Here is a 21,867-nt window from a genome sequence, read left to right as displayed (position 1 = left end):
AGATCATTTAGAGAGAGAAACAACAGCACCGTCATTGAGTTTTTGCTGACCGCCGGTCACTATCTGTTCGCCGGCATTCAGGCCAGAGGTGATCTCCATCAGGTTGCCATTAAGTTGGCCGACGCTTACTTTTCTTTTGAAAGCCTGGTGGCGCTGCGGATCTACTGCGTACACGTAGGTTTGTCCGTCGATGTCGTGCATCACCGCTTCCACCGGAATGGCGAGGATATTGCTCACATTGCCGCTGGCCAGTTTGATTTCAGCGATCATACCCGGTCTGATCAGGAGGTGGGGATTGTCCAGGGTGATCTTTACCGTAAAGGCGCGGGCAGCTGCATCGGCGGCAGCACCCACTTCAGTAACCTTACCATGGAAGGTTTCATTCACGGCGCCTACCAGTACAGCAGCTTCCTGTCCCAGCTTCACATTATTCAGTTCACTCTCCGGGATGTAGGCATTCACCTTCACAGTACGAATATCTGACACGGTGAAGAGTGGCATCCCTGCACTGGTGATCTCACCCGCTTCAGCGCTCTTCTTTAGTAAAACCCCGCTGATAGGACTAAAGAGTTTTGTATCGGAAAGGTTCTTGGCTTGTAGTTTTTGCTGTGCACGTGCCTGTGCAAGGGTATTGGTGATCTTGCTAAAGTCGCTCTCACTGATGCTCTTGCGGTCATACATGAGTTTCAGACGATTGAATTCATCCTGTGCCTGGTTGGTACTGGCATCCGCCATTTCCTTGGCAATGGCATAGTTCTGCGGGTCCAGACTGGCAAGTAATTGCCCGCTGGCAATGGTCTGTCCTTCGTCGGCAGCGATATAATTGATCTTCCCGGCTACCATAAAACCAAGATGTACAGTTTTACTACCTTCTATATTGCCGCTGATGTTGATGGCATGGCTGGCGGTGGTGTTCTGAACGGCCTGGGTGATCACGGGAATGGCAGCATCCTGGGTGGAGGATGGTTTGCCTCCTGTATGACAACTGCTGGTGAAGATGACGATGGCAGCTAGCCAACAGGTACATTTCTGTAACATAAGCACTACATTAATTATATGGCAAAATTTCAATAAGATTCCGGAGTAATTTTTAATCTATATTAAAAAACATGCCGATACAGGATATTGTTGTGCTTATTTCTGACTCCTGATCACACTCAGTCTTTGCTGGGTGATGCCGATGTAAGATGCGATATGACCTAATGGGGCTCTCAATAGTATGTCAGGGTGCTTTTCCAGTATGGTTTTATACCTTTCCTGGGCCGACTGAAACTGGGTCATATACAACCTTTCTGACAATTTTTTCATGACGTCAATCAGGAGTATCCGCATCAGTTTTTCCAGTTGGTTATATTTGTTGATGTAAATTTCCAGGTCATTGAAGTAGATCCAGCGGAGGGTAGAGGGTTCTAACAATTCCAGGCCGATGGGGGAGGGCGTGTTATAAAAGACGCTCTCAATTGAAAGACTAAACGAATTCTCAGAAAAGAAGAAATGGGTGATGTCTTTGTCGTCTTTTGTGTAATAAGACCGTAGCAATCCGGACTCAATAAAGTATACTTTTTTCGACAAAGAATCCGGTAGCAGAAGTTTATGGTGTTTGGGAAGGGTCTCGCAGGTGAAAGCCAGTTCCAGTTCTGAGCAGATGTTGGCAGGCAGATCGAATTCCTGACGCAGAAAACCTAATAAATCCATGATGCAATTTACCGAAAAATTAGCTTGCAAAATTTTCGTTGTTGTCTATGCCTCAATAAATTAATATTATTATTTAATCATATTGTATAATTGTATCAAATAATATATCTTTGTTTTGAGAACTGTGTATTTAGAAAGGGGGGGCTATCCCATCATCCCGCTTATTCACCATATAGTTATGCCTCGACCTGCCTGGAGTACATTATGGTCACTTATATTCTTACTTTTCGTGCAAGCAGCATACCCACAGCAAGGTTACATCTACTTACACGTTAACAGCCAGGATGATACCATATCGCCCGATTTCCAATTCTCACTGAATGGAAGCACGGATTTTATTCTCAATGACATTCCTTCTACATTGAATCCCATCAGCGACATTGGCGCTGGTGAGCGTGGAGAGCTATGGGCCAGTCTCCAATCCAGCTATACCGTTTATCGTCGTCCTTCAGGAAGTAGTCAGTGGACCAGTACGAGCTACCAGGCAGTGGCCATCGATGGCGCCGGCACCGGTCAGTTTGTAAGTGTGGATGCTACCGGTACGGCTTACTTCTTCGACGGTACTACCCTCAATACAATTTATCGCCCTTCTTTTCATGCAGGTACTGTTGCGGTGGATATCGCCTATGGCGGTGGCCGTATCGCCATTACCAGGGGAGATGGCAGTATCCTGACGAATACCAGTACTGCCGCACCCTATGGCGATAGCTGGGCGCAACTATTGGGTATCAGTGCCGCAGCTACCCGTTTGGATATTCAGCCTTATACCAGCACCGTTGTCTATGTAGGGAACGGGGTATATACTATTCCGTTTACCGGCGGTACGCCTACGAATATAAGTACCACGGCATACACCGATATCGCCATTGATGGCCAAAGTTACATCTATGCGAATGGAGCTTATTACAATGGCACCACCTGGACCACAGATGCCACCGCAAAATCAGATCTGACTAAAACGACCGCCTATGATGGCGCTGTTTGGAGCAGTAACAATACCACGATCTATAGCCGTACCACTACCAGCTGGCTGGATGGCGAAAGGATCCGGACTACTCAGAAAGATAATAGTGTGATTATACCAGTTACTGCCGGCACCTATAACCTGACCGCCACGGGTGTTTGTGGCTGGAAGCTAAGCAGCTATTCCATTTATGATCCTGATGGCTCTACAGCCACCGTAAATGCTATTTCTGTAGCTGCCGGCGAAATCGTACACATCGTAGCCAATGAAGATAAAGTACCCACTACTGCCATTACCATCACCGGAGACAGTACCCTGTGTGAAAATAACCAGATTTCCCTGAACGTATCGGTAGCCGGAGGTACGTGGAGTAGCAATAATACCCCCGTTGCCGGTGTAGATGGCAGTGGCACCGTAAATGGGATATCAGGAGGCATCGCCACGATTAAATACCAGGTCGTGACAACTGGTTGTACTGACTCTGCGACAAAGAAAGTCTATGTCTCCTCTGCCCCTACTTTCACCCTCACACCTGCAAACGTGACATGTAATGGGTTGAAAGATGGTATTATCAGGGTAGCTACTTCCAGCACCGGAAATCAATATGCCATTAATGGCGGTGCATGGCAGACAGACTCTGTATTCAAAGGACTGGCTCCCGGCACTTATAGTATTGCGGTAACAGGTGCCAATGGTTGTGTATCCAATACACAAACTGCCATCATCACAGAACCGGATGTAATCGGTATCACCGTATCACAAATATCCGTTGGTTGCCCCGGCGATGCGACGGGTAGCCTGACCGCCGTTGCGACTGGTGGGGTAGGGCCATATACGCTGCAATGGAGTACAGGAGCAACTACCAGCACCATTGGCAGATTGCCGGAAGGTACTTACAGCATCACTGTAAAAGATGCGAATACCTGCTCTGCGGCTATCAGGGTAAAGTTGGTATCTGTGATCTCGCTGTTTATTATCAACACACCTGTAAAACAGGTAGGTGGGCAGATTGTCATCACCGGCACTACACTCCCCAATGCATCTGTCATCGTGAGCTTTCCTGATGGCACTACTACCAGTACCCATGCAGATGCATACGGTAAGTACAGTACGATTTCTGCCAACGCACAACCCAATGGCCGTGTATATGTTACTGTCACCGACGCCAGTACAAAAGCAACCTGTACCCGTTACGTGGCCTTCACCGAAGCACCCACCGCGGATGTAAGCATTGTGAAGACACTGGAAACAGTCGGCACCATCGGTATCGGAGATGAAATTTCCTTCCTGCTCACCGTGTATAACAAAGGACTGGACAATGCTACTTCCCTGATCATCACAGATGATTTTCCATACAACCTGTCTTTTGCCACAGCACTTACACCTTCTACTGGTTATGTTACCTACAATGCGGCCGTGAATGAAGTAGTGTGGAACATCGATACACTGAAGGTGTTGAAATCAGCTACCTTATCATTCAGGGCCCGTGTTACAGCAGCGGGTGTATTGCAGAATACGGCCATTGTTTCTGCCAACGAAACAGATCCTGACAATTCAAATAATTCAAGTACAGTGTCCACCCCTGCCATCAGTGCGACTTTTTTTGTACCTAATGTGATAACTCCCAATGGCGATGGAAAGAACGATCAGTTCGTGATCAAAGGACTGGACCTCTATCCCGGGTCGCAACTGGAGATCTTTAATCGTTGGGGCAACCAGGTGTATCGTAGTGAGAATTACAATAACAATTGGAAAGGAGAGGGGCTGAGTGCAGGCATTTATTACTATGTGCTCAGGATTAATATGGCTGGTGGGCCACAGTTATACAAGGGATATATAGAACTGATTACGAGATAGGAGAATGAAACAAAGGAGTATCACCATATTAGTTTTCTTCCTGTTCTTCCTGCGGGCGCACGCCCAGCAGGAGGTGCAGTTCAGTCAGTACGTTTTTAACGGACTGAGTGTAAATCCTGCCTATGCAGGATACAAGGAAGAACTATACCTGCACAGTAGCTACAGGCAGCAGTGGGCAGGGTTTCCGGGGGCACCGGTCACTGGTACGATCTCGGCGGATGGTTTGACAGATTATTCAGATGGAAGAGTTGGATGGGGGGTGTTAACGGCTTTTGAAAAATTGGGTCCGCAATCTTCCACAGCACTGTTTGTGAACTATTCATACCGTATGCCTATGGATTGGGAAGGTGAAAAAACGCTGGCAGTTGGTTTGGGTGTCGGTGTCACGAATTACAGTGTGGATGGCAGCAATCGTAAATATGTAGATGCAGATGATCCTGACGTAATACTGGGTCGTCAATCTACATTAGTACCTGATGCGCGGGTCGGCCTTTATTATAACTCCGCTACTTCATTTGTAGGTGTGTCTGTATTGAATTTATTTTCTGCTTATACCAGCGGCAAGATCTTTTTAGGGAATGGATTGTTGTATTCTACCTTACGCAAATCCAGGCACCTGTATCTCTCCGCGGGTACCATATTTCCACTAAACCAGGAAGTGCAGTTAAAACCTTCCATCATGGTAAAAGGCGACTTTAAAGGACCTGTAAATGTCGATGTGAATGTCTTCGTTTTATTGCAGGAGACTTTGTGGCTGGGTGCCTCTTACCGTACAGGGTTCAATTATCCCGGAAATACGAATTTACAGCCCAATTTAGACCCTAACAATGCCTTTAGCCTGATGATGGAGGTCTATGCAAATGACAACTTCAGAATTGGCTATTCTTACGACTTTTCGACCAGTGGAATTTCACGATATCAACGGGGTTCACATGAGCTCTCTTTAGGCATTACCATCCCCAGTAGCGCCAGCATGAATAAGGTACAATGCCCTCGTCATTTTTAATATACAACTGATTGTTTTTCAATGCATATTTAACCCTGAAAATATGTGGATAACTTTATCCACATACCCCTCACTACGCAGAAAGTATAGTAAGTGACCTGCTAACTTTGATACTGAAGAACAAAATAACCATTTACCGGCATCCATGCAGCACGGCGGTTAATCAATCACAAACAAAGAAATTAAACGTATGCGAGGACAAAACACCCTTTTCAATCATTTCATAGAAAATCCTGTCTCCAAAACAGTGCGTAAAGGCCGCTCTGCCGATATGATCGCCCTGAGAGACGAATGCCTGCTGCACCGGTATTATTATTACATCAAACTGCAGCATAAACGGTATGATGCCGCTGTACAGGAGTTATCCAAAGAGTTCTACATCAAGAACAGTAATATTATTTACCGGATGCAATGTAACAGTGACCGACTGGAAACCATTATGAAAAAAGAACAACCCGACCTCAGGCAACTACGGCTGCTCTATCCATGGTTGACGTGGTAATGTCAACGATTGTTAACCCTGAAAAAAAAAAGCCTGTATCTTAATTGATACAGGCTTTTTTTATTGAGCGTGTACCTTAATTGATACACGCTCTTTTAATTCGGATACCTGATGCAACCAGGTCTCCATTTATGCGATTCTCAGCGGTTGTATTTATTTATAACCTCTTTTTCATTTGAGATACATGTATATTGTTGCTGACACTCAAAGTACATTAATTGCCAGTTGTGGTTTTGAACCTGGAACCGTACTCACAGGCAAATACTCCTCAAAATCCAGACTATACGTCAGTACCCTTGCCCTGAATGCATCCGATCTTACCTCCGTATTTACTTTAATTCTACTCAGCGGATTGATGCCATCACTACTCCATCCCTGCAATGCTTCGTGCAATTTTCTTTCTACTTCATAATAACCCATCACGGTCGTCGTGTCTAAAAAAGTAACCCCATCATCAGCGAGTACATAATATACTAACCTCAATTGGAGCTCACCATTTGCCCGTTGTCCCTGATTGAGTATTTCTGTAAAAGTGACACTGTTGAAGTCAATAAATACACATGGCCATATAGCAGGTACACTGCTATAAATTTCTGTTTGCCCCATCTCTGGTAAAATACCTTGTATCTCCGGAACTGCTGTAGCGATGTGGGTTTGCAGAGATGTAAAAAGTTGCGCAAATAAACTGTTCATTTCTTTTTTATATTTTTTAAGAGTTAACAACACTGTAAATATCGATCTAATCTGCATCTTAAAAATTCATCGCATCAATGATTATACAGACACTGAAATCTAAATGCACAATAAAAGTATAAGCATTGTTTCGCGATTTTTTCACCGTACGAAAAAGCTGTTCCTTTGTATTGTTATCGCTTGCAACACACACGAAAAAGCATCGATCCTTTTAAAACCTAAATTGTTAACCCTCAGATGTTACTATTAAATGAAGTCATTGATGTTAGCCCCGGAAACGCTCTCTACCAGCGGCTTGGAGACCAGGCCTTCTCTGTAATCGTTCTCATCGGCATTGCATGGTTATTGTGGAAACGCCAGATCAAACTGGAAGATCGTCTCACCCAATATCTCAACGATGACCGTGACAAAATGCAGGGAGTGATAGAAAATAATACAAAGGTCATGGAGCGCCTGGAAAGCGTACTGGAGAGACGTTAGTATTGTCCCCCTATTTAAAAACAAAAGCGCCCTCTGTCAAGAGGGGGCTTTCTAAAAAAGTACACCAATTAAATAATATATACCTATGGCATTCTGTAAAAAAACAGGAACAAAGATCAAACACGCATTACAACAATTCGACGCTTTTATTGCAGCACATGCTGAAGAAGCGCTGCGTGTTACCAGGATTATTAAAGCTGCCCTGGAAAGCCCCGTGGTAGATCTCCTGGAAGCGATCATCCCCGGCGATGCAGATACTATCCTTAAAAACAAAGTACTGGCAGCACTCGAAACAGGTATCGATACCCTTAGCATTCTCGTAACCTGCAAAGAGGAAACCTCACTGGAAGGCAAAATAGCTTGTTTTGTCCGCGCATTATCAACAGTATCTCCCGATCTGCAGGATGCTGTGTTACAAAAATTGCAGAGTATCATTTTGCGTGAGCTGGATGGCAATACAAAGAAGCAGAATATTTATGATCTGTTTAGCCAGGCGAGCTACAGCAATAGTAAGTAATGTTTTTTCACAATTTAAATGGACCTAAAAAAGTAAAAAATGGGATTACCAAAAGTAGCAATTACATTAGGCAACGGCAATCTTGGCAGAACCGTTGTGACTGATGATGGGGTTGCAGGTTTAATTCTGACGGGTTTAGAAAACGGATTGATTTCGTTGAATCAACCCAAGGTGATCTATAGCCTGAGCGATGCCGAAAACCTGGGTATCAAAGACACCAGTTTAAACTTTGATGCATACGCCCGCATCAAGGAATTTTATGACCTGGCTGGTGAAGGTGCAGAGTTGTACATCATGCTTGTTGGCGACGGTGTAAACCAGGCAACGATTGTAGATCCAACCAATGCGGAAGGAGCTGTGAAGCTGCTGAATGCTGCACAGGGACGTATCAGACTGCTGGGTGTATGTTTCACTCCTTCCGACATTTACCTGCCACTCATGAAAGATGGATTAGACGCTGGTACGATTGATGCGGTGCCCAAAGCACAGCAGCTTGCAGAAACTTATGCAGCACAATTCAAGCCTGTACGGATCTTACTGGAAGGTGTCAATGCAGACATCGAACATCCTGAGACCCTGAAAAATCTGCGTACCTTCTCTGATAACCGCGTCGGTATCGTAATCGGTAGTGCACGTACCAATGGCGCTTCTGTGGGCCTTGTACTGGGTCGTGCAGCAGCTGTGCCGGTACAGCGTAACCTGGGTCGTGTCAAAGATGGTGCATTACCAATTACAGGCGCTTATATCGCCGGTAAAAAGATTGAAGACATCACTGGCGTTGATGCGTTGCATGACAAAGGTTACATCTTTTTCCGCACATTCGTAGGTCGCTCCGGTTATTACATCAACGACGATCCTATGTGTGCCCCGACCACCGACGATTACAGTCAGCTCGCATCCGGTCGTGTTGTAGACAAGGCTATCACATTGTGTTATCAGACCTATGTAGAAGAACTGAATGACGAAGTGGCCATCGACGCCGATGGTAAACTCAGCGTGCCTGTTATCAAGTACCTGCAAAGCAGGATTGAAACCGCTGTCAACACCTCTATGGCTGACGAAATCAGCTCCTTCAGCGCTTACGTTGATGCAAATCAGAATGTACTGAGCACCGGTAAAATCACAGTGAAAGCCGCTATCGTACCTGTAGGCTACACCAAAACCATCGAAATATTACTGGGCTTCACCAATCCTGCACTGAACCAGTAATGGCTGTTAACCCCAACATTTAAAAGACAACAACATGATTTTTGACACCAAAGAAGTGACCTGGGCAAACATGAAAGTAGTATTGCTCGGTAAAGAACTGACCGGTATACGGGGTATTAAATACAAATTATCCCAGGAGAAAGAACACCTGCATGGCGCCGGCGATGAACCTATCGGCATCCAGCGTGGTAAACGTATCTATGAAGGTGAAATCAAACTGCTGAAATTTGAATACGATATCCTCGCCGATGCTGTGAAGAATGCAGGCGGCAGAGACATCCTCGACCTCAGCGCCGAGATCGTAGTGACCTATGTAAAAGACACGACCTCCGTACCCCGCACTGATATCATTCAGGGCTTCCAGTTCAAAGAATTTGAAAAAGGCTGGGAACAGGGCGCCAAATTCATGGAGCTCACACTACCCATCATCTTTATGGGCCTGAAACAAAACGCTTAATTTTTTAAACTCACCACAATTATTTAAACCTATATCATGACAGTAGAAAAATCGCTTGCCGTTAGCCAGGAACACATCGATGCATGGAAGAAAAAACACAAAGATGTATTCAAACTCACAGCTGCCGACGGTAAAGTAGGCTATTGCAGAAAACCCAACAGGGATGAAGTCAGCTATGCCATGACACTCATCTCCGGCGATCCGCTGGCGTACCACGAAACTATTCTCAAAGCTACCTGGCTGGGTGGCGATGAGGAGATCGTAGAAGATAAATCCTATCTCTACGGTCTGGGCGGGCAGCTGGATAAACTGCTGGAAGCGAAAAAAGTAGAAGTGGAAAAGCTCTAAGCGAGGCGTCCGGCGATTTTGATAGCAACCCTTTTGGTTATATTCAAACGCTGTTCGAATATTATCTGCCCCAGGTTGACACCTCGCAATTATCCGACGCCCAATGGGCAGAGAAATTTGCACAACTGCATGATATCCGGCAACGGGAATTGAAAGGATTGTCGTTGCTGTCCCGATAGCATGGTGTAAAATAATAAACAATGGCAGACCTGACTACTATTACAACCGATACCTATAAAGACTTACTGAAAGCAGCAGATGCTGCTTTCGGTAAGATCGGTACCTGGATGAAGAATACGATCGATGACAACAATATATTCGTAGCATCCAACAAAAAGCTTGGCGCCTCATTAGGTGATATTGAAGACAGGTTTAAGCGGATCGAAGACCTGAAAAAGAAAACAACAAGTCCTTTCACCATCGCCCGGCTTGACAAAATAAAACTCAAGTGGGAAGAAGATAAAAAGGATATACAGGATCGAAGCGACTTTCTCAATAAAAAAGGATGGAAAGAGAACATCACAAAGAAAACGGATGCTGGTCTTGACAAAATGATCAAAGCCTCGCCAGACCTGCTCGAAATGGGCATGGCAGCGGAAAAGGCACAACTCGGTTTTCAACGGCTCACAGGTTCCTCCACCGCCGCCGCCAACATCCTGAAAGATATCCACCAGATGGCAGCCACCTCTTTCTTCGACAATGACAAGCTACAGGAAAATGCAAAGACCCTGCTTGAAAGTGGTGTCGCTGCCGAAAAGCTGATGCCTGCCATGAATATGCTGGGTGATGTAAGCGGCAGTAACCAGGCAAAAATGGACTCCCTTACCAAAGCCTTTGGGGATATGCAACAGGTAGGTCATCTGACCGAAGATTCCCTGAAAGCCATGAACGAAGCAGGTTTCAAACCACTTGAGCTGATGGCTGCAAACGGTAGCCAATCCATTGAAGAACTAAAGGCTTCCATGGCAGCAGGAGGAGTCTCTACAGAAAGCGTTGTAGCCGCTTTACAGGCCGCTACGTCCAAAGGTGGAGAGTTCTTCGGCGTGATGAAAGAACAGAGCGAAACGGCTACCGGAAAATGGCATTACCTGCAGGAAAAAATGAGCGAAGCAGGAGGTACGATCGGCAATGCCCTCATGCCTACCGTCAGCAACTTTATTGACAACACACTGATACCGCTCGTCGGCTGGTTAAGTGCCGCAGCCGGATGGATCGCTGAAAACTCAGAACTGGTAGGCTTCCTCACCACTGTAGTCGCTGGCGTGGTCCTCGGCTACAAAGCATGGACACTCGCTGCTGAATTATTAGGACCTGCTATGATGGCCAGTGGGATAGGAGCGATCTTCGTGGCTGTCGGTGCATTGATCGGTATCATCATCTATGCCTGGAATACTTTCGGCTGGTTCAGAGGTGGTATCATGGCTGCATGGGAAGTGCTCAAAACCTTTGGCCAGTTTATATGGGACTATACCATTGAACCTATCAAAGATCTGCTCTCCGGTTTGTGGGGCTTAGCAAAAACAGTGTGGTATGTTTTCTCCGGTGACTGGGGCAAGGCCATGGAATCAGGCCAGCAGGCGATAGATGGGCTGACCTTCTCCGGCACCGCAGCAGCGATGAAAAAAGATGTTAATGACATCATGGGCCTAGGCGATAAGGTCGCCGATACTTTCAATGCTGAGGTCAATAAGAAAAAAGATCAGGCAAATGCAGGCCCCGGCAATGGTAGCTCCGGCAGCTGGCAGGGAAATTTCGGAGGCGGATCAGCCAGTGGCACTGGTGCATCCTACTCCTCGTTACCACCCCTTCCTCCCGGCAAAGGAACCGACAAAGCCCCCGTTGTTTCATTTGAACCTGATGCCACCCGCAAAAAGATGTCAATGGACAATACCAAAGACACAGTGTCTGGCATCACCACCGGCGGCGCACGTACTGTAAACATCACCCTGCAAAAGCTCTTCGAAACCATCAACATTACTACCAACACTGTGGGCGAAGGCATTACCAACATGGAGCAACAGGTGACAGATGCACTGCTTAATATTTTAAAACAAGCTTAATTATGGCACTAAATATCGATATCAGCAGCACTTTCACCAGCACCTTTGGCTATACCCCCGAAACCCTTAATGTGCTCACACAGCCTGATATGAACAAACGGGGCACCAGTTACTATGGCAAAGAAACCTGGAACAAAGCCTATTTCATGGCTGTAAAACTAGGTACTCTTGAACTATATAACCCCGTCATCAGTATCAGCAACCAGAAAACCATTGTACAAACAGCACTGGTAAACCGGTCCGGTACGGTGAAGGAAATGATCAGCAAAGAGGATTATAAAATAAACATCAAAGGCATTATTCTACGCGAGGACAACGCTTTTCCTGATGGTGAAATCAGCGACCTGTTGGACCTGTATAACAGGAACGAAGCACTGCCCATTGTCTGCGCACTGACCTCGCTCATCTTTGACGAAGGTGAAAAAGTAGTGATCACCGATCTTTCTTTTCCTCCATCACCAGGTACAAAAAATATACAAGCTTATGAAATGAACCTCATCAGCGATTTGAAATTCATCTTAAACAAAGCTTAGATGTTTATCCTGAAATGTGAAATCAAGATCGGCAGCTACACATTCTATTCCGTAAAAGAAGTCAAAGTCAAACGCAGCCTGCATTCCTTCGTTGATACTGCCACTATTACTATTCCTGCTTCTGCTGTGTTGCGATATACCGGTAAGCTGCCAACAAAGTCCGTTGTGAATTCAGCCGATCAGTTTGCAGAAGGCAATAAAGTTGAAATCTGGCTGGGTTATGACGATGTACTTAATCTGGAATTTGAAGGATTCGTCAGGAGGATCAATGCTGCCACTCCCTGTATAATAGAGTGCGAAGGCTATAGCTGGCAACTGCAACAAAAAGGTATACTGGATAGTAACAAAGCCATCACCCTGAAAAAGCTGCTCACTAAAATTACGGCTGGCACTGATATCCTCCTGAGTAATGAAATACCCGATCTTAACCTGAACCAGGCTTATTTCTCAGGTATGACAGGCACCGATATTCTCGACTGGTTGAAAAAGAACCTGTACCTGAACGTCTATTTCGAAGGCAAATTATTGTATGCCGGTTTTGATCATCTCAAAAATCCGAAAGCAGGCAAATACGTCCGTGGCCGCAAAGCCGGTGATGCACTGACTTACGAGGAAGTGAAGGACGATGCCGGTTATCAGATCGGTTATACCGTGATCAAGGATGATGAGCTCAAATTCAGGAAAGCCAGTGATGCGCATGTGTTAGTCAAAGCCATCTACATTGATAAAAAGAACAAACCTTACACCGCCGAAGCTGGTGATAAGAACGGCGCTGAAACCACGATCCATATCTCTCATTTTGAAGATATGAATGCCCTGAAAAAAGCCGCAGAAAATAAGTTGAAAACACTGAAATACGATGGCTATGAAGGTAAGCTGGTGGCGTTTCTGCAACCCTATGTTTTTCCCGGGTGTAAGGCTGCGATATCAGATACGAAGTTCCCTGTCCGTAATGGCACCTACCGCATCGAAAGTACAGAAGTTACTTTCGGTGCGTCGGGTGGCCGGCGGCTGACTGAAATAGGTCTTAAAATTTAAAACCCTATGACGAAGACACAACGTGAATTGATAGATGCGCTGAAGAAGTTGTCGCATACTGATACCATTATTATTCCGGCTATTGTAAAGGAAGTAGATGAGGAGGAAGGCACCATTGTAGCCGCCACTGCCACTGGTTTGGAAATAGCAGATGTAAGACTGCGGTCTGTGATAGGAGATAATGACGGCGTACTGATTTTTCCACAGGTAGATAGCAGTGTGCTCATGGCACGGATACAGGAGAGCAATTACTTTGTAGTGATCAGTATGGAAAAGGTGGATAAGATCCAATACTTCGTAGAAGATAAATTCTTTGAGATGGATAAAGACGGACTCGAAGTGAGTGCGGGTGATGAATCCCTGAAGAAATGCTTGGATGACCTGCTGGATGAGATTGTAACTATTTATGCGCCGATGAATAAATCTGCTTTCATGAATATTAAAAAACGATTAGCGAAGCTATTAAAATAAACCTATGTCACTGAATAAAAGTATGCTGGAAGCAGCGATAAAAAATGCGTTCAAAAATATGAAGAATACGGATGGTGATGAAGAGCAAACGCTGAATGCATTGTCTGGCAAGCTGGCAGAAGCGATTGATACTTATATCAAAACAGCTCAAATCAATTATATCCCTCCCGGGTTGCAGGATTCTGTAGGCGGGCCTGTAACCGGAGTTTTTAACGGATTTTTATCATGAAAGACATCCTATACAACACAGACCTGGACCTCGACATCCGAAACGGCGATTTCGTTACCGGCTTCAGCGATCTGCAACACCAGGAAATCATCCTCATGAATAACCGGGCCACCTTCAAGGAATCTCCCGATACAGGTATAGACGCTTTCGGTTTCCTACAGGACAATGACTACCATTCCCTGCTCGCCGAAATACGTACCCAGTTCATCGCCGACGGTATGACTGTTAAAAAAATCACCCTTTCTGACGCCGGTCAGTTAAACATCGATGCTACCTATGGAGACAGTTAATGTAAAACCCCATCAATGCCTGCTAGACATTTCCATGCAGGAAAAAGGAAGCATAGCCGCCCTCTTCGACTTTGCTGTCGCCAATGCCCGCAGCATTACAGATGACTGCATCGCTGGTGAAACACTATTCATCCCTGATATCGACATCATCGATATGCGTGTATGGCAGGAATTGCAGGAAGAAGGCGTGGTCCCTTCTAATGGTTACACCACCGAAGACGCTGCCATCGTAATGGGAGGCATCGGCTACATGGGTGTACAGCTGGACTTCCGCATCAGTTAAAAATTAAAACAATTATGGCAAGAACAATCACCGAAATACAGGATGATATTATCAGCCGTATCACAGGTACAACAGAGCTCTCTATGCTCAACAGCAGTAGCAAGGTGGCCGTATGGAGGCTCTGGACCTATATTGTAGCCGTGAGCATCTGGGCGCTGGAAAATCTTTTTGATCTGCATAAGTCTGAAGTAACGACACTGATCAATGAGAAAGCGCCACACAGTCTGCGCTGGTATGCAAACAAGGCAAGAGGCTTTCAATATGGATCGGAGCTGGCTTATGAAGCGGATTACTACGATAACTCTGCATTAACAGACGATCAGGTAGCCGAACAACAGATCATTGCGTATAGTGCTGTTGTCGAGCAGGCCAAAGGTCTGCGGCTGAAAGTAGCCCGCATTGTGGAAGGCGATCTGAAGGCGCTTACAGCACAACAGCTGGAATCATTCGCAACCTATATGAGCAAAATTAAGGATGCCGGTGTGACACCGCTTATTGTGGAAAGCCTGCCTCCTGATAGTCTGAAGCTGCAACTGATCATCTACTATAACCCATTGGTATTGGGAAGTGACGGTGCACGCCTGGATGGTACGAATCCTGATCCTGTCCGTGCACGTGTCAAAGACTACCTGAAGAACTTACCTTTCAATGGTACACTGGTATTGGCTTACCTGGTAGATGCCCTGCAACAGGTAGACGGTGTGGTGATCCCACATATCGTACAGGCGCAGGCACAATATGGTACATTGCCCTACACCGCTTTTGATGTAAAGTATAACCCCGATGCCGGATATCTGCGGATAGTAGATGAGAAAGACCTGGATATTTCATTCACTCCTCAAAGCACGATCCGATGAGCAGCATATTTGACATTGACTATCACAAACTGATCAGGTTAATGATGCCGCCACGGCTCAGAAAGGTATTACATATTTCATGGCTGCAGGCTATTACCTATCCTGTCAACATATTGTATCAGCAGTTCCGGCGAAATCGTGATGCCAACCTTTATAGATTGAGCATTACACCACAGGTAGTGTATATGGAAAAATTGCTCAATGATCGGTATGATCTGGCTGACAGAGGTATCCGTATTGTAGATGCGGTGAGTAATGAAGTGACCTTAATATATCAGGAAGAAGAGTCCAAACCAAAGTTCCTGTATACCGAAACAGAAGCACAACCTATCTATCTCTTTACTGAAGCCGAAATTGGCAATGAACCTGTAGATTTTTATGTACTGGTACCTGCCACCATTACCTTCAATGAAAATGAGATGTCTGCACTGATCGATACCTATAAGCTGGCTGGTATGGCTTACAAAATTCAAAGAGTATGAACAAAATAGAACAATTAACAAACCTGGGTGGTTTCCCCATGACCCAGTATACGCTTGACTTTATGCAGTCGTCCTACCACGATGCGCTGGCAGGGTTATCGAAGATGATCGGCAATGGTGTGATCGTGTCAGGTATGGAAGAAGTAGGTAATAATGTAGCAGACGGCTGGATCAGTTATAATGGAGAATTGCTGCCATTTGTAGGAGGACCCAAACAATCCACATGGATCGTAGAAGAACTCTCTGAAAGCAGGCTCTTTGCTGATCAGGTGACAAGGAATGTATACTTCACAAAAAGAGCACGTTTTGCATCTGGTGGTATTGCCTATGGCAACCTGCAGCGAATAGAAACCCTGCTGAGTCTGAGAGATACAGTCGCCAATATGCAGGCTTCATTTACACAGCAGATAAATAAACTGTGGAAGAAAGGAGATATTATCGAAGTGGATTGTGATGCCCAATACATTTCAGACAATTTCACCAGTACCGGTTTGGGTATTAATGAAAGAGACGGCTGGGCAATCTGTAACGGTAATAATGGTACCCAAAACCGGATGGGTAAATTCCCTGTAGGTTACGACCCAAGCAGGACAGATTATAGTCCTGTGGGTAAAACCGGTGGTTTGGAAACCGTTACACTGATTGAGTCGCAGATGCCGAAGCACAAGCATAGTTTTGAAGTAGCCGTAGAGCAAATTGGAGTATTAACCACCAAAACCTATGGTATCTCAGGTGGTTACTCACCAACCGCCGGTACGTTTACCGGTGGTATGGCCACCACCGGAGGAAACCAACCCCATGAAAACCGTCCTCCCTTCATAGCTACACTCTACATCCAGAAAATAAAATAACATGGCAATACGCGAACGAAATAAACTAAAAGGATGGTTTCAAACCGGCGCCTATCCCACGCAGGATCAGTTCTGGGACTGGCTGGACAGCTTTCTCCACAAATCAGAAGACACCATCGGTGTGGATAACATCTCTGGCCTTCGCACCCTGCTGGATAACAAAGCTGACTTCGAAGCCTTCAATACACTCTATCAGCAATTCCAGGAAGTAGCCGGCTCCATGAAAAAAATATGGAGGCTGGATGTAAATATCTCCCTGTCTGATGACTACCTGAATGCCCAGTACCCAACTGCAACTAAAGGCACACAGGTAATATGCCCTTCCATTTCGCAGGGCGGCGAAGTATACGAGAAGTATGACGATACGACCAATGCATGGTTCCGGTTGTATATGATCAGACCTTCTCTGACTGGCAGCCCTGGCGTAATGGCGGGTATAGAAGTAGATAACTATGTATAAACTTAAAAATTAGTAAATGAATATTGAGCTAACAAAAGTGATGTGGTCGGATGGAAAGGCGCCAGGTTCCCCGCAAACAATGAGCCTGAGCTTTCGCAGACAGGATGCTCCGGATGTAGCAGATAGCTATACACTGGTTACCGACAGCCTGTTTGTACTCACGAGTGGTACGATAGTGAACCCTCCGCTCATCAAAGGGCTGGAAAATGAAACGCCTTATGTATTCCGGCTTACGAATAGTGATGTAACTGGCGGAAGTCTGGATGTACTATATACTACACCGAATGAACTGGTATATGATGCACTCAGCGGACAATATGCACCTAATGCAAGGATAGACTGTGTGAAAGAAGATGGTAACTTTCTAACCGGCATGATCCCTACCGATGGCAAGCTGTTTTACACACTGGAAAATGATTTCAAAGACTATTTTGGTAACTATGGAAATGTCCGGTTGCCCGATAACCCTGTACTGAAAAGAATATCCGGGTATACTGGCGTGTATCTTGACTCACAGACAAACAAAATTACATTGGATGATATCTCCATGTTAGATATTTTAGGTAGCGATGGAAAGAGCGGGTATGGTCTGGGTATCTACTTTTATGTCAGCAGTGCAGACCTTGCTACAACTGGTACATGGCCGCTCATGACCTGCCTGGACAATAATGGGAATGGCATTTGGGTATATGTAAATAATGTAAACAAGCGGGTAATCTGGCAGCAGAAAAATGTAGACGAAGGCGAAAGCGAAAGTATCACCTCTTCTACTACCATCATTCCTGACAGCTGGAACAGGCTGTTGATAGGAAGAAGTGCTGGCAACCTAATCGCAAATCAGCTTTACTACATGTACCTGAATGGTGCGTCTGTAGGTAACGGTAATATCACCGGAAATTCAATCCCGACTACGATCAGCTCCACTACGAAACTGACTATAGGCGCCAGTACCTGGGGAACAGGAAATATTGGCAAAGGAACTTTCAGGAATATATTTGTTAACTCAGGTTTATCCCAGTTGGGTGACAATTCCGGCTTCTCCGTTCTGGCTCCACCTGTAGGTTATTTACAGGATCCCTATAATGCGGGTAATGTAATCACTATTCCTCACGAGAACCTGATTGAAGTTACCAGCACCAAGGTCAGTTTTACACTGCCACAGAGCCTGGCAAATGGTAGTTATGATTTCTATGTAAAGTATAACAACAACACCAGTACAACGACCCCTGTTCGCATCTACGTGAACGACATCTCAAAGCAAACCAGTGCATATGATTTCAACTTCGCACTCGCTGATGACAATGGTAATACCATCGATATGTTCCAGGTCAATCACTATGCCTTGTCGAAAAACCTCGATGGCGGTGCAGATGGTGGCGTCGTTCCCAAAAACATCTACTTCAAAGATGGCCTGCTCGTACTCGAAGCACATGGCGACTGGTATGACGGCCTCTTACATGGCGTAGATACCGATGGCGCTGCCAAAAAACATACAGAATCAGGCGACCCGTTAATAGGAGAGTACTGGAACACCCGTGTAGGGGCAGCTGTCACTACCCAGAGATACTGTGGATACGGCCGCTATATAGTAGAAGCAAAACTACCCAAACAATTTGGCGTATCTCCCTTCTTCCGCCTATACCATCATGCAAGCGCTAAACTCCAGGACCCGTTTTACGACCAGTGCATTGCCAGCGGTCTGCATCAGCAGGGTAGTTACTTCGAGGGGGATGGCTACTTTGTAAAAGTGAAGAACGAGTGGTCTCTAGAACTACCATCCAACAATGCAGTCTGGTCCTTTTATACAGTCAACGCCATGCTGACGGCCAGTTATATCAACCCCTATGCAGGTATGAAGGTGATCGTACAATACGATACCGATGAAAACAATGGTACTTACCAGCTAAACACACCTGCCGCTCCAAACCAGCTTTCCAGCTGGACAAAGTTCAGCGATGAAATGCAGTTTTTAAAACAACCCCGCAGGGATCAGTTGAAAATAACAAATGCACGAGGTGAACTGGGTGAAGGTGTCGGTTTTACACAGACACCGGATAACCAGCAGGAAGAGTTCCTTGAAATGCGCGCTTCAGCAGGAAAAGATATCTGGGACGATGCATTCCATGAATTTAGAATTGACTGGTATGCGAACAGGGTGGAATACTACATTGATGGTGTGCTGATCCAGAACAATCCTTTCTATGTACCTGACATCGCGGGCCGTTTTTCATTTGGTCTGTCCTTTCCTTCCAAACCATCCAGCCTCAGTCCATGGTTACCTGATCCGGAACAACTGTCCGCAGGTGTGGCTGCATGGCATCACCAGGCTATGACGGTGAGAAGAGTGGCGTTCACGCCATTTACAGATGCTGTGGCAGGTGGTACGAACCGTTTATTAGGAGAAACTGCACCTTACCTTGGGTTGTATAGATTTCCTTTCTTATATGGTTAATGAAGTAAAACAAGGCTGCTGTCCGGTCAGCAGCCTTGTTTATATTTAGTTTTTAACGATCTTTTTATTGATCATCTTTCCATTATGCACCAGCTTTAATAAATAGATGCCCGCCGGAACACCCGCACCATTAAAAGTCCTTGTATACTGCCCCGCATTCAATATCTCATTGGCCAATACCCGCACAGGATGTCCATCAATCGCATACACAATCAGCGAAGTCTGCCCTGCATCCTGCAATGTGAATTGAATTGTCATACGCTGAGAGAATGGATTTGGATAAACATTGACAACAGATAATTTTTCAACAGCAGTTTTTAAAAGGGAGACATTATCTGTTTTTAACAGTGAAACATTTTCCGTTTTTAAGAGTGATACATCCTCTGTTGCGGCTTTTTTAGCCGGTGAAGTATTAATTACAAGCTGTGGCACACTGCTACCACTTTTCTTAATCTGCACTTCCGTAATACTATTCCATGCATTCACACTATTTCCATGCCCTACGATCTTCACATACTTCGCACTTACAGGTGTAATAGGAAAGCTCTCTGATGCAGTTGAAGTACCACTACTTTTTAAACCAGTCGCAGCATTCGTCCATGTACTCCCATTTGTGCTTGTCTGGATATCAAAAGTTGCCACTCTCGTATTTCCCTGATAAAATGCAATATCCGCACCTGTCACCGTCGTCGCAGCATCCAGACAAAACTGCAGATACTGCCCGTCGCCGGATGAAGACCATCTGGTAGCTAAACTACCATCCAGTACATTCGCCGCTACATTGCCATCATCCCCACTGGCACTCACCGGAACACAGGTACCCGCAGTCGCCTCTGGTTTCCACCAGTTACCGGAAATAAACAATTGACAAAGCAAACTATAAGAATCACTATAATACCCGGATTTCTTAGTAGTCAAAAAAGTCCAGCCACTATTCAAAAATGACTGATTATTGCTATTCACCACAGACGCCGCTACAAAAGGCGCTACAAATACGGCCTCAGGATCAGAACCAGTAGTAGTACCATTCAATTTATACCCATCTTTAATACTGGAAGGATTGCCTCCACTTTTAGTAATAATCCATGACGCCATTTTATTCGCCAGTGTATATGCACTGGAAGAACCATACAATGCGTAATCCATCACTACCCGCAATGGCACACGGCAGGCATTGTAATTATACTCGTTTGTTTGCGGTCCTTCATCGATATAATTCTGTGGCGCTGGCTCAGGTGGATTCTTTACCACAAAGTCAGAGATCAGCCCTGTATTAGGCGAATAGGTGGCAGTAAATGAATTGTACACACTATAGAGGTTATTGATCAGTGTCAACCATGTGGCATCTCCTGTTTCCTGGTAGAAAGCACGTAAGTGACTCAGCATCCAGTCAGACGGTCTGGTATTGAGTGCACTCTTACTATCCCAGTCACCCAGGTTCAAACGATTGGTACTGGTCACATTGGCCACTTTTAGCCCGTTAGTGATCATTTTCTTTGCCTCATTGAGGTAATTGATGGTTCCATTGGACCCCCACTGATAATGGGCTAAAATCAAGGAATACGCAATATCCACATCACCATCCGTTGCAGAATCAAAATGCCCCTGCGCACCGGTGGCATCCGCCACGACCCAACCCATGAGATTCGTATTGATGGAGCTATGGAATGCTCTCGCCGTCTTAAACAACCCATCATAGATAGTTTTTGCATTCGGGTCATAACCCGCCATCAGCACGGTAATTACCATGCCATAACCCTGCCCCTCAGAAGAACCCAAAGGGGTATAACCCTCTGCATCCCCGCTGATCTCTCCCTTGATATAATAACCACCGGAGAGAGTTGACAACGTTTTTACATACTTTGATTTCCAGTAATCATAATAACTCGCAACACTGGTATTCATCGAAGCCTGCGTTACATTACTGGGTTTGATACAATTGGCATAAGTGACTGCCTGTGGAAAAGGTTTGTTTTGCGCTTGTACAGAACTATTGACAATACAGCATACGCTGATCGCCAATATAGCAGATCGTAGGATCATGTGGTTAATTTTAAGGGTGACTGATATAGGTTTTACCGGAATTTCTAAGGTTTTCGAATAAGGATTTTTAAGGTTTTCGTAAAAGAGGAC

The 21,867-nt window shown here is 45.4% G+C and carries 24 protein-coding genes; 20 read left to right on the top strand and 4 right to left on the bottom strand.

The window, feature by feature from the left end; translation table 11 throughout:
• Window positions 1-3: 3 nt before the first annotated feature.
• Both BW716_RS08235 and BW716_RS08230 read right to left on the bottom strand, forming a co-directional pair.
• Window positions 4-1,038 carry an efflux RND transporter periplasmic adaptor subunit gene (locus tag BW716_RS08235; RefSeq protein WP_083722061.1) on the bottom strand — a complete coding sequence of 345 codons (1,035 nt, stop codon included), beginning with the start codon at window positions 1,036-1,038 and terminating at the stop codon, window positions 4-6.
• 96 nt (window positions 1,039-1,134) lie between these two features.
• Window positions 1,135-1,695 (bottom strand): Crp/Fnr family transcriptional regulator, encoded by a 561-nt coding sequence (locus tag BW716_RS08230; protein ID WP_083722060.1) that lies wholly within the window; start codon window positions 1,693-1,695, stop codon window positions 1,135-1,137.
• A 229-nt stretch (window positions 1,696-1,924) separates the two neighbouring features.
• On the opposite strand from BW716_RS08230, the gene BW716_RS08225 reads away from it, so the two are divergent.
• From BW716_RS08225 to BW716_RS08215, 3 genes are all read left to right on the top strand, one after another.
• Entirely contained in the window at window positions 1,925-4,516 is a 2,592-nt protein-coding gene (locus BW716_RS08225) for a gliding motility-associated C-terminal domain-containing protein (RefSeq protein ID WP_179091043.1), read from the top strand.
• A 4-nt stretch (window positions 4,517-4,520) separates the two neighbouring features.
• A complete protein-coding gene (locus tag BW716_RS08220; RefSeq protein ID WP_083722058.1) occupies window positions 4,521-5,522 on the top strand; it encodes a type IX secretion system membrane protein PorP/SprF in 1,002 nt (333 codons plus the stop codon).
• Between the two features lie 190 nt (window positions 5,523-5,712).
• Window positions 5,713-6,024, top strand: coding sequence for a hypothetical protein (locus BW716_RS08215; RefSeq protein WP_083722057.1), 312 nt, complete (start codon window positions 5,713-5,715; stop codon window positions 6,022-6,024).
• A gap of 204 nt (window positions 6,025-6,228) precedes the next feature.
• On the opposite strand, the gene BW716_RS08210 is transcribed toward BW716_RS08215, so the two are convergent.
• A complete protein-coding gene (locus BW716_RS08210; RefSeq protein WP_143708783.1) occupies window positions 6,229-6,717 on the bottom strand; it encodes a hypothetical protein in 489 nt (162 codons plus the stop codon).
• A gap of 237 nt (window positions 6,718-6,954) precedes the next feature.
• Between BW716_RS08210 and BW716_RS08205 the strand changes: the two genes are divergently transcribed.
• The 17 genes from BW716_RS08205 (at window position 6,955) to BW716_RS08125 (ending at window position 19,734) form a co-directional block, all read left to right on the top strand.
• Window positions 6,955-7,197 (top strand): hypothetical protein, encoded by a 243-nt coding sequence (locus BW716_RS08205; RefSeq protein WP_083722055.1) that lies wholly within the window; start codon window positions 6,955-6,957, stop codon window positions 7,195-7,197.
• Between the two features lie 85 nt (window positions 7,198-7,282).
• On the top strand, window positions 7,283-7,714 hold the full coding sequence (locus tag BW716_RS08200) for a hypothetical protein (protein ID WP_083722054.1): 432 nt from the start codon (window positions 7,283-7,285) through the stop codon (window positions 7,712-7,714).
• Between the two features lie 39 nt (window positions 7,715-7,753).
• Window positions 7,754-8,923 (top strand): DUF2586 family protein, encoded by a 1,170-nt coding sequence (locus tag BW716_RS08195; protein WP_083722053.1) that lies wholly within the window; start codon window positions 7,754-7,756, stop codon window positions 8,921-8,923.
• Between the two features lie 34 nt (window positions 8,924-8,957).
• A complete protein-coding gene (locus BW716_RS08190; protein WP_083722052.1) occupies window positions 8,958-9,380 on the top strand; it encodes a hypothetical protein in 423 nt (140 codons plus the stop codon).
• A 36-nt stretch (window positions 9,381-9,416) separates the two neighbouring features.
• Complete coding sequence (locus BW716_RS08185) at window positions 9,417-9,728, top strand: hypothetical protein (protein ID WP_083722051.1); 312 nt, start codon at window positions 9,417-9,419, stop codon at window positions 9,726-9,728.
• Between the two features lie 200 nt (window positions 9,729-9,928).
• Entirely contained in the window at window positions 9,929-11,788 is a 1,860-nt protein-coding gene (locus BW716_RS08180) for a tape measure protein (RefSeq protein WP_083722050.1), read from the top strand.
• Between the two features lie 2 nt (window positions 11,789-11,790).
• Window positions 11,791-12,321 (top strand): DUF6046 domain-containing protein, encoded by a 531-nt coding sequence (locus tag BW716_RS08175; RefSeq protein WP_083722049.1) that lies wholly within the window; start codon window positions 11,791-11,793, stop codon window positions 12,319-12,321.
• On the top strand, window positions 12,322-13,359 hold the full coding sequence (locus BW716_RS08170; RefSeq protein WP_083722048.1) for a hypothetical protein: 1,038 nt from the start codon (window positions 12,322-12,324) through the stop codon (window positions 13,357-13,359).
• A gap of 6 nt (window positions 13,360-13,365) precedes the next feature.
• On the top strand, window positions 13,366-13,830 hold the full coding sequence (locus BW716_RS08165) for a hypothetical protein (protein WP_083722047.1): 465 nt from the start codon (window positions 13,366-13,368) through the stop codon (window positions 13,828-13,830).
• Window positions 13,831-13,834: 4 nt separating this feature from the next.
• Window positions 13,835-14,059: a hypothetical protein gene (locus BW716_RS08160; protein WP_083722046.1), complete on the top strand. Its 225-nt coding sequence runs from the start codon at window positions 13,835-13,837 to the stop codon at window positions 14,057-14,059.
• The gene (locus BW716_RS08155) at window positions 14,056-14,349 is read left to right on the top strand and encodes a hypothetical protein (protein ID WP_083722045.1); all 294 of its coding nucleotides are present in this window, start codon (window positions 14,056-14,058) and stop codon (window positions 14,347-14,349) included. The genes BW716_RS08160 and BW716_RS08155 overlap by 4 nt, the downstream gene beginning before the upstream one ends.
• The gene (locus BW716_RS08150) at window positions 14,336-14,632 is read left to right on the top strand and encodes a hypothetical protein (RefSeq protein WP_143708782.1); all 297 of its coding nucleotides are present in this window, start codon (window positions 14,336-14,338) and stop codon (window positions 14,630-14,632) included. Before BW716_RS08155 ends, BW716_RS08150 begins: the two co-directional genes overlap by 14 nt.
• Window positions 14,633-14,646: 14 nt before the next feature.
• Window positions 14,647-15,489, top strand: coding sequence for a hypothetical protein (locus BW716_RS08145; RefSeq protein ID WP_083722043.1), 843 nt, complete (start codon window positions 14,647-14,649; stop codon window positions 15,487-15,489).
• A complete protein-coding gene (locus BW716_RS08140) occupies window positions 15,486-15,971 on the top strand; it encodes a hypothetical protein (RefSeq protein WP_083722042.1) in 486 nt (161 codons plus the stop codon). Before BW716_RS08145 ends, BW716_RS08140 begins: the two co-directional genes overlap by 4 nt.
• A complete protein-coding gene (locus BW716_RS08135) occupies window positions 15,968-16,822 on the top strand; it encodes a hypothetical protein (RefSeq protein WP_083722041.1) in 855 nt (284 codons plus the stop codon). Before BW716_RS08140 ends, BW716_RS08135 begins: the two co-directional genes overlap by 4 nt.
• A gap of 1 nt (window position 16,823) precedes the next feature.
• On the top strand, window positions 16,824-17,282 hold the full coding sequence (locus BW716_RS08130) for a hypothetical protein (RefSeq protein WP_083722040.1): 459 nt from the start codon (window positions 16,824-16,826) through the stop codon (window positions 17,280-17,282).
• 16 nt (window positions 17,283-17,298) lie between these two features.
• On the top strand, window positions 17,299-19,734 hold the full coding sequence (locus BW716_RS08125; protein ID WP_143708781.1) for a family 16 glycosylhydrolase: 2,436 nt from the start codon (window positions 17,299-17,301) through the stop codon (window positions 19,732-19,734).
• A 45-nt stretch (window positions 19,735-19,779) separates the two neighbouring features.
• Here BW716_RS08125 and BW716_RS08120 read toward each other — a convergent pair whose 3' ends face one another.
• Window positions 19,780-21,777: a glycosyl hydrolase family 8 gene (locus BW716_RS08120; RefSeq protein WP_083722038.1), complete on the bottom strand. Its 1,998-nt coding sequence runs from the start codon at window positions 21,775-21,777 to the stop codon at window positions 19,780-19,782.
• Between the last annotated feature and the right edge of the window lie 90 nt (window positions 21,778-21,867).

Source organism: [Flexibacter] sp. ATCC 35208, from assembly GCF_001975825.1.
GTDB lineage: Bacteria > Bacteroidota > Bacteroidia > Chitinophagales > Chitinophagaceae > Chitinophaga.
Note: the sequence above shows the minus strand (reverse complement) of the source record. Positions and strands in the feature narration are given on the sequence as shown.

Excerpts from the sequence above, each read along its gene's own strand:
- BW716_RS08190 (WP_083722052.1), top strand. The coding sequence starts at position 8,958 with ATGATTTTTGACACCAAAGAAGTGACCTGGGCAAACATGAAAGTAGTA.
- BW716_RS08150 (WP_143708782.1), top strand. The coding sequence starts at position 14,336 with ATGGAGACAGTTAATGTAAAACCCCATCAATGCCTGCTAGACATTTCC.
- BW716_RS08160 (WP_083722046.1), top strand. The coding sequence starts at position 13,835 with ATGTCACTGAATAAAAGTATGCTGGAAGCAGCGATAAAAAATGCGTTC.
- BW716_RS08125 (WP_143708781.1), top strand. The coding sequence starts at position 17,299 with ATGAATATTGAGCTAACAAAAGTGATGTGGTCGGATGGAAAGGCGCCA.
- BW716_RS08205 (WP_083722055.1), top strand. The coding sequence starts at position 6,955 with ATGTTACTATTAAATGAAGTCATTGATGTTAGCCCCGGAAACGCTCTC.
- BW716_RS08155 (WP_083722045.1), top strand. The coding sequence starts at position 14,056 with ATGAAAGACATCCTATACAACACAGACCTGGACCTCGACATCCGAAAC.
- BW716_RS08145 (WP_083722043.1), top strand. The coding sequence starts at position 14,647 with ATGGCAAGAACAATCACCGAAATACAGGATGATATTATCAGCCGTATC.
- BW716_RS08220 (WP_083722058.1), top strand. The coding sequence starts at position 4,521 with ATGAAACAAAGGAGTATCACCATATTAGTTTTCTTCCTGTTCTTCCTG.
- BW716_RS08135 (WP_083722041.1), top strand. The coding sequence starts at position 15,968 with ATGAACAAAATAGAACAATTAACAAACCTGGGTGGTTTCCCCATGACC.
- BW716_RS08165 (WP_083722047.1), top strand. The coding sequence starts at position 13,366 with ATGACGAAGACACAACGTGAATTGATAGATGCGCTGAAGAAGTTGTCG.
- BW716_RS08230 (WP_083722060.1), bottom strand. The coding sequence starts at position 1,695 with ATGGATTTATTAGGTTTTCTGCGTCAGGAATTCGATCTGCCTGCCAAC.
- BW716_RS08170 (WP_083722048.1), top strand. The coding sequence starts at position 12,322 with ATGTTTATCCTGAAATGTGAAATCAAGATCGGCAGCTACACATTCTAT.
- BW716_RS08140 (WP_083722042.1), top strand. The coding sequence starts at position 15,486 with ATGAGCAGCATATTTGACATTGACTATCACAAACTGATCAGGTTAATG.
- BW716_RS08185 (WP_083722051.1), top strand. The coding sequence starts at position 9,417 with ATGACAGTAGAAAAATCGCTTGCCGTTAGCCAGGAACACATCGATGCA.
- BW716_RS08175 (WP_083722049.1), top strand. The coding sequence starts at position 11,791 with ATGGCACTAAATATCGATATCAGCAGCACTTTCACCAGCACCTTTGGC.
- BW716_RS08215 (WP_083722057.1), top strand. The coding sequence starts at position 5,713 with ATGCGAGGACAAAACACCCTTTTCAATCATTTCATAGAAAATCCTGTC.
- BW716_RS08210 (WP_143708783.1), bottom strand. The coding sequence starts at position 6,717 with ATGAACAGTTTATTTGCGCAACTTTTTACATCTCTGCAAACCCACATC.
- BW716_RS08180 (WP_083722050.1), top strand. The coding sequence starts at position 9,929 with ATGGCAGACCTGACTACTATTACAACCGATACCTATAAAGACTTACTG.
- BW716_RS08195 (WP_083722053.1), top strand. The coding sequence starts at position 7,754 with ATGGGATTACCAAAAGTAGCAATTACATTAGGCAACGGCAATCTTGGC.
- BW716_RS08120 (WP_083722038.1), bottom strand. The coding sequence starts at position 21,777 with ATGATCCTACGATCTGCTATATTGGCGATCAGCGTATGCTGTATTGTC.
- BW716_RS08235 (WP_083722061.1), bottom strand. The coding sequence starts at position 1,038 with ATGTTACAGAAATGTACCTGTTGGCTAGCTGCCATCGTCATCTTCACC.
- BW716_RS08130 (WP_083722040.1), top strand. The coding sequence starts at position 16,824 with ATGGCAATACGCGAACGAAATAAACTAAAAGGATGGTTTCAAACCGGC.
- BW716_RS08200 (WP_083722054.1), top strand. The coding sequence starts at position 7,283 with ATGGCATTCTGTAAAAAAACAGGAACAAAGATCAAACACGCATTACAA.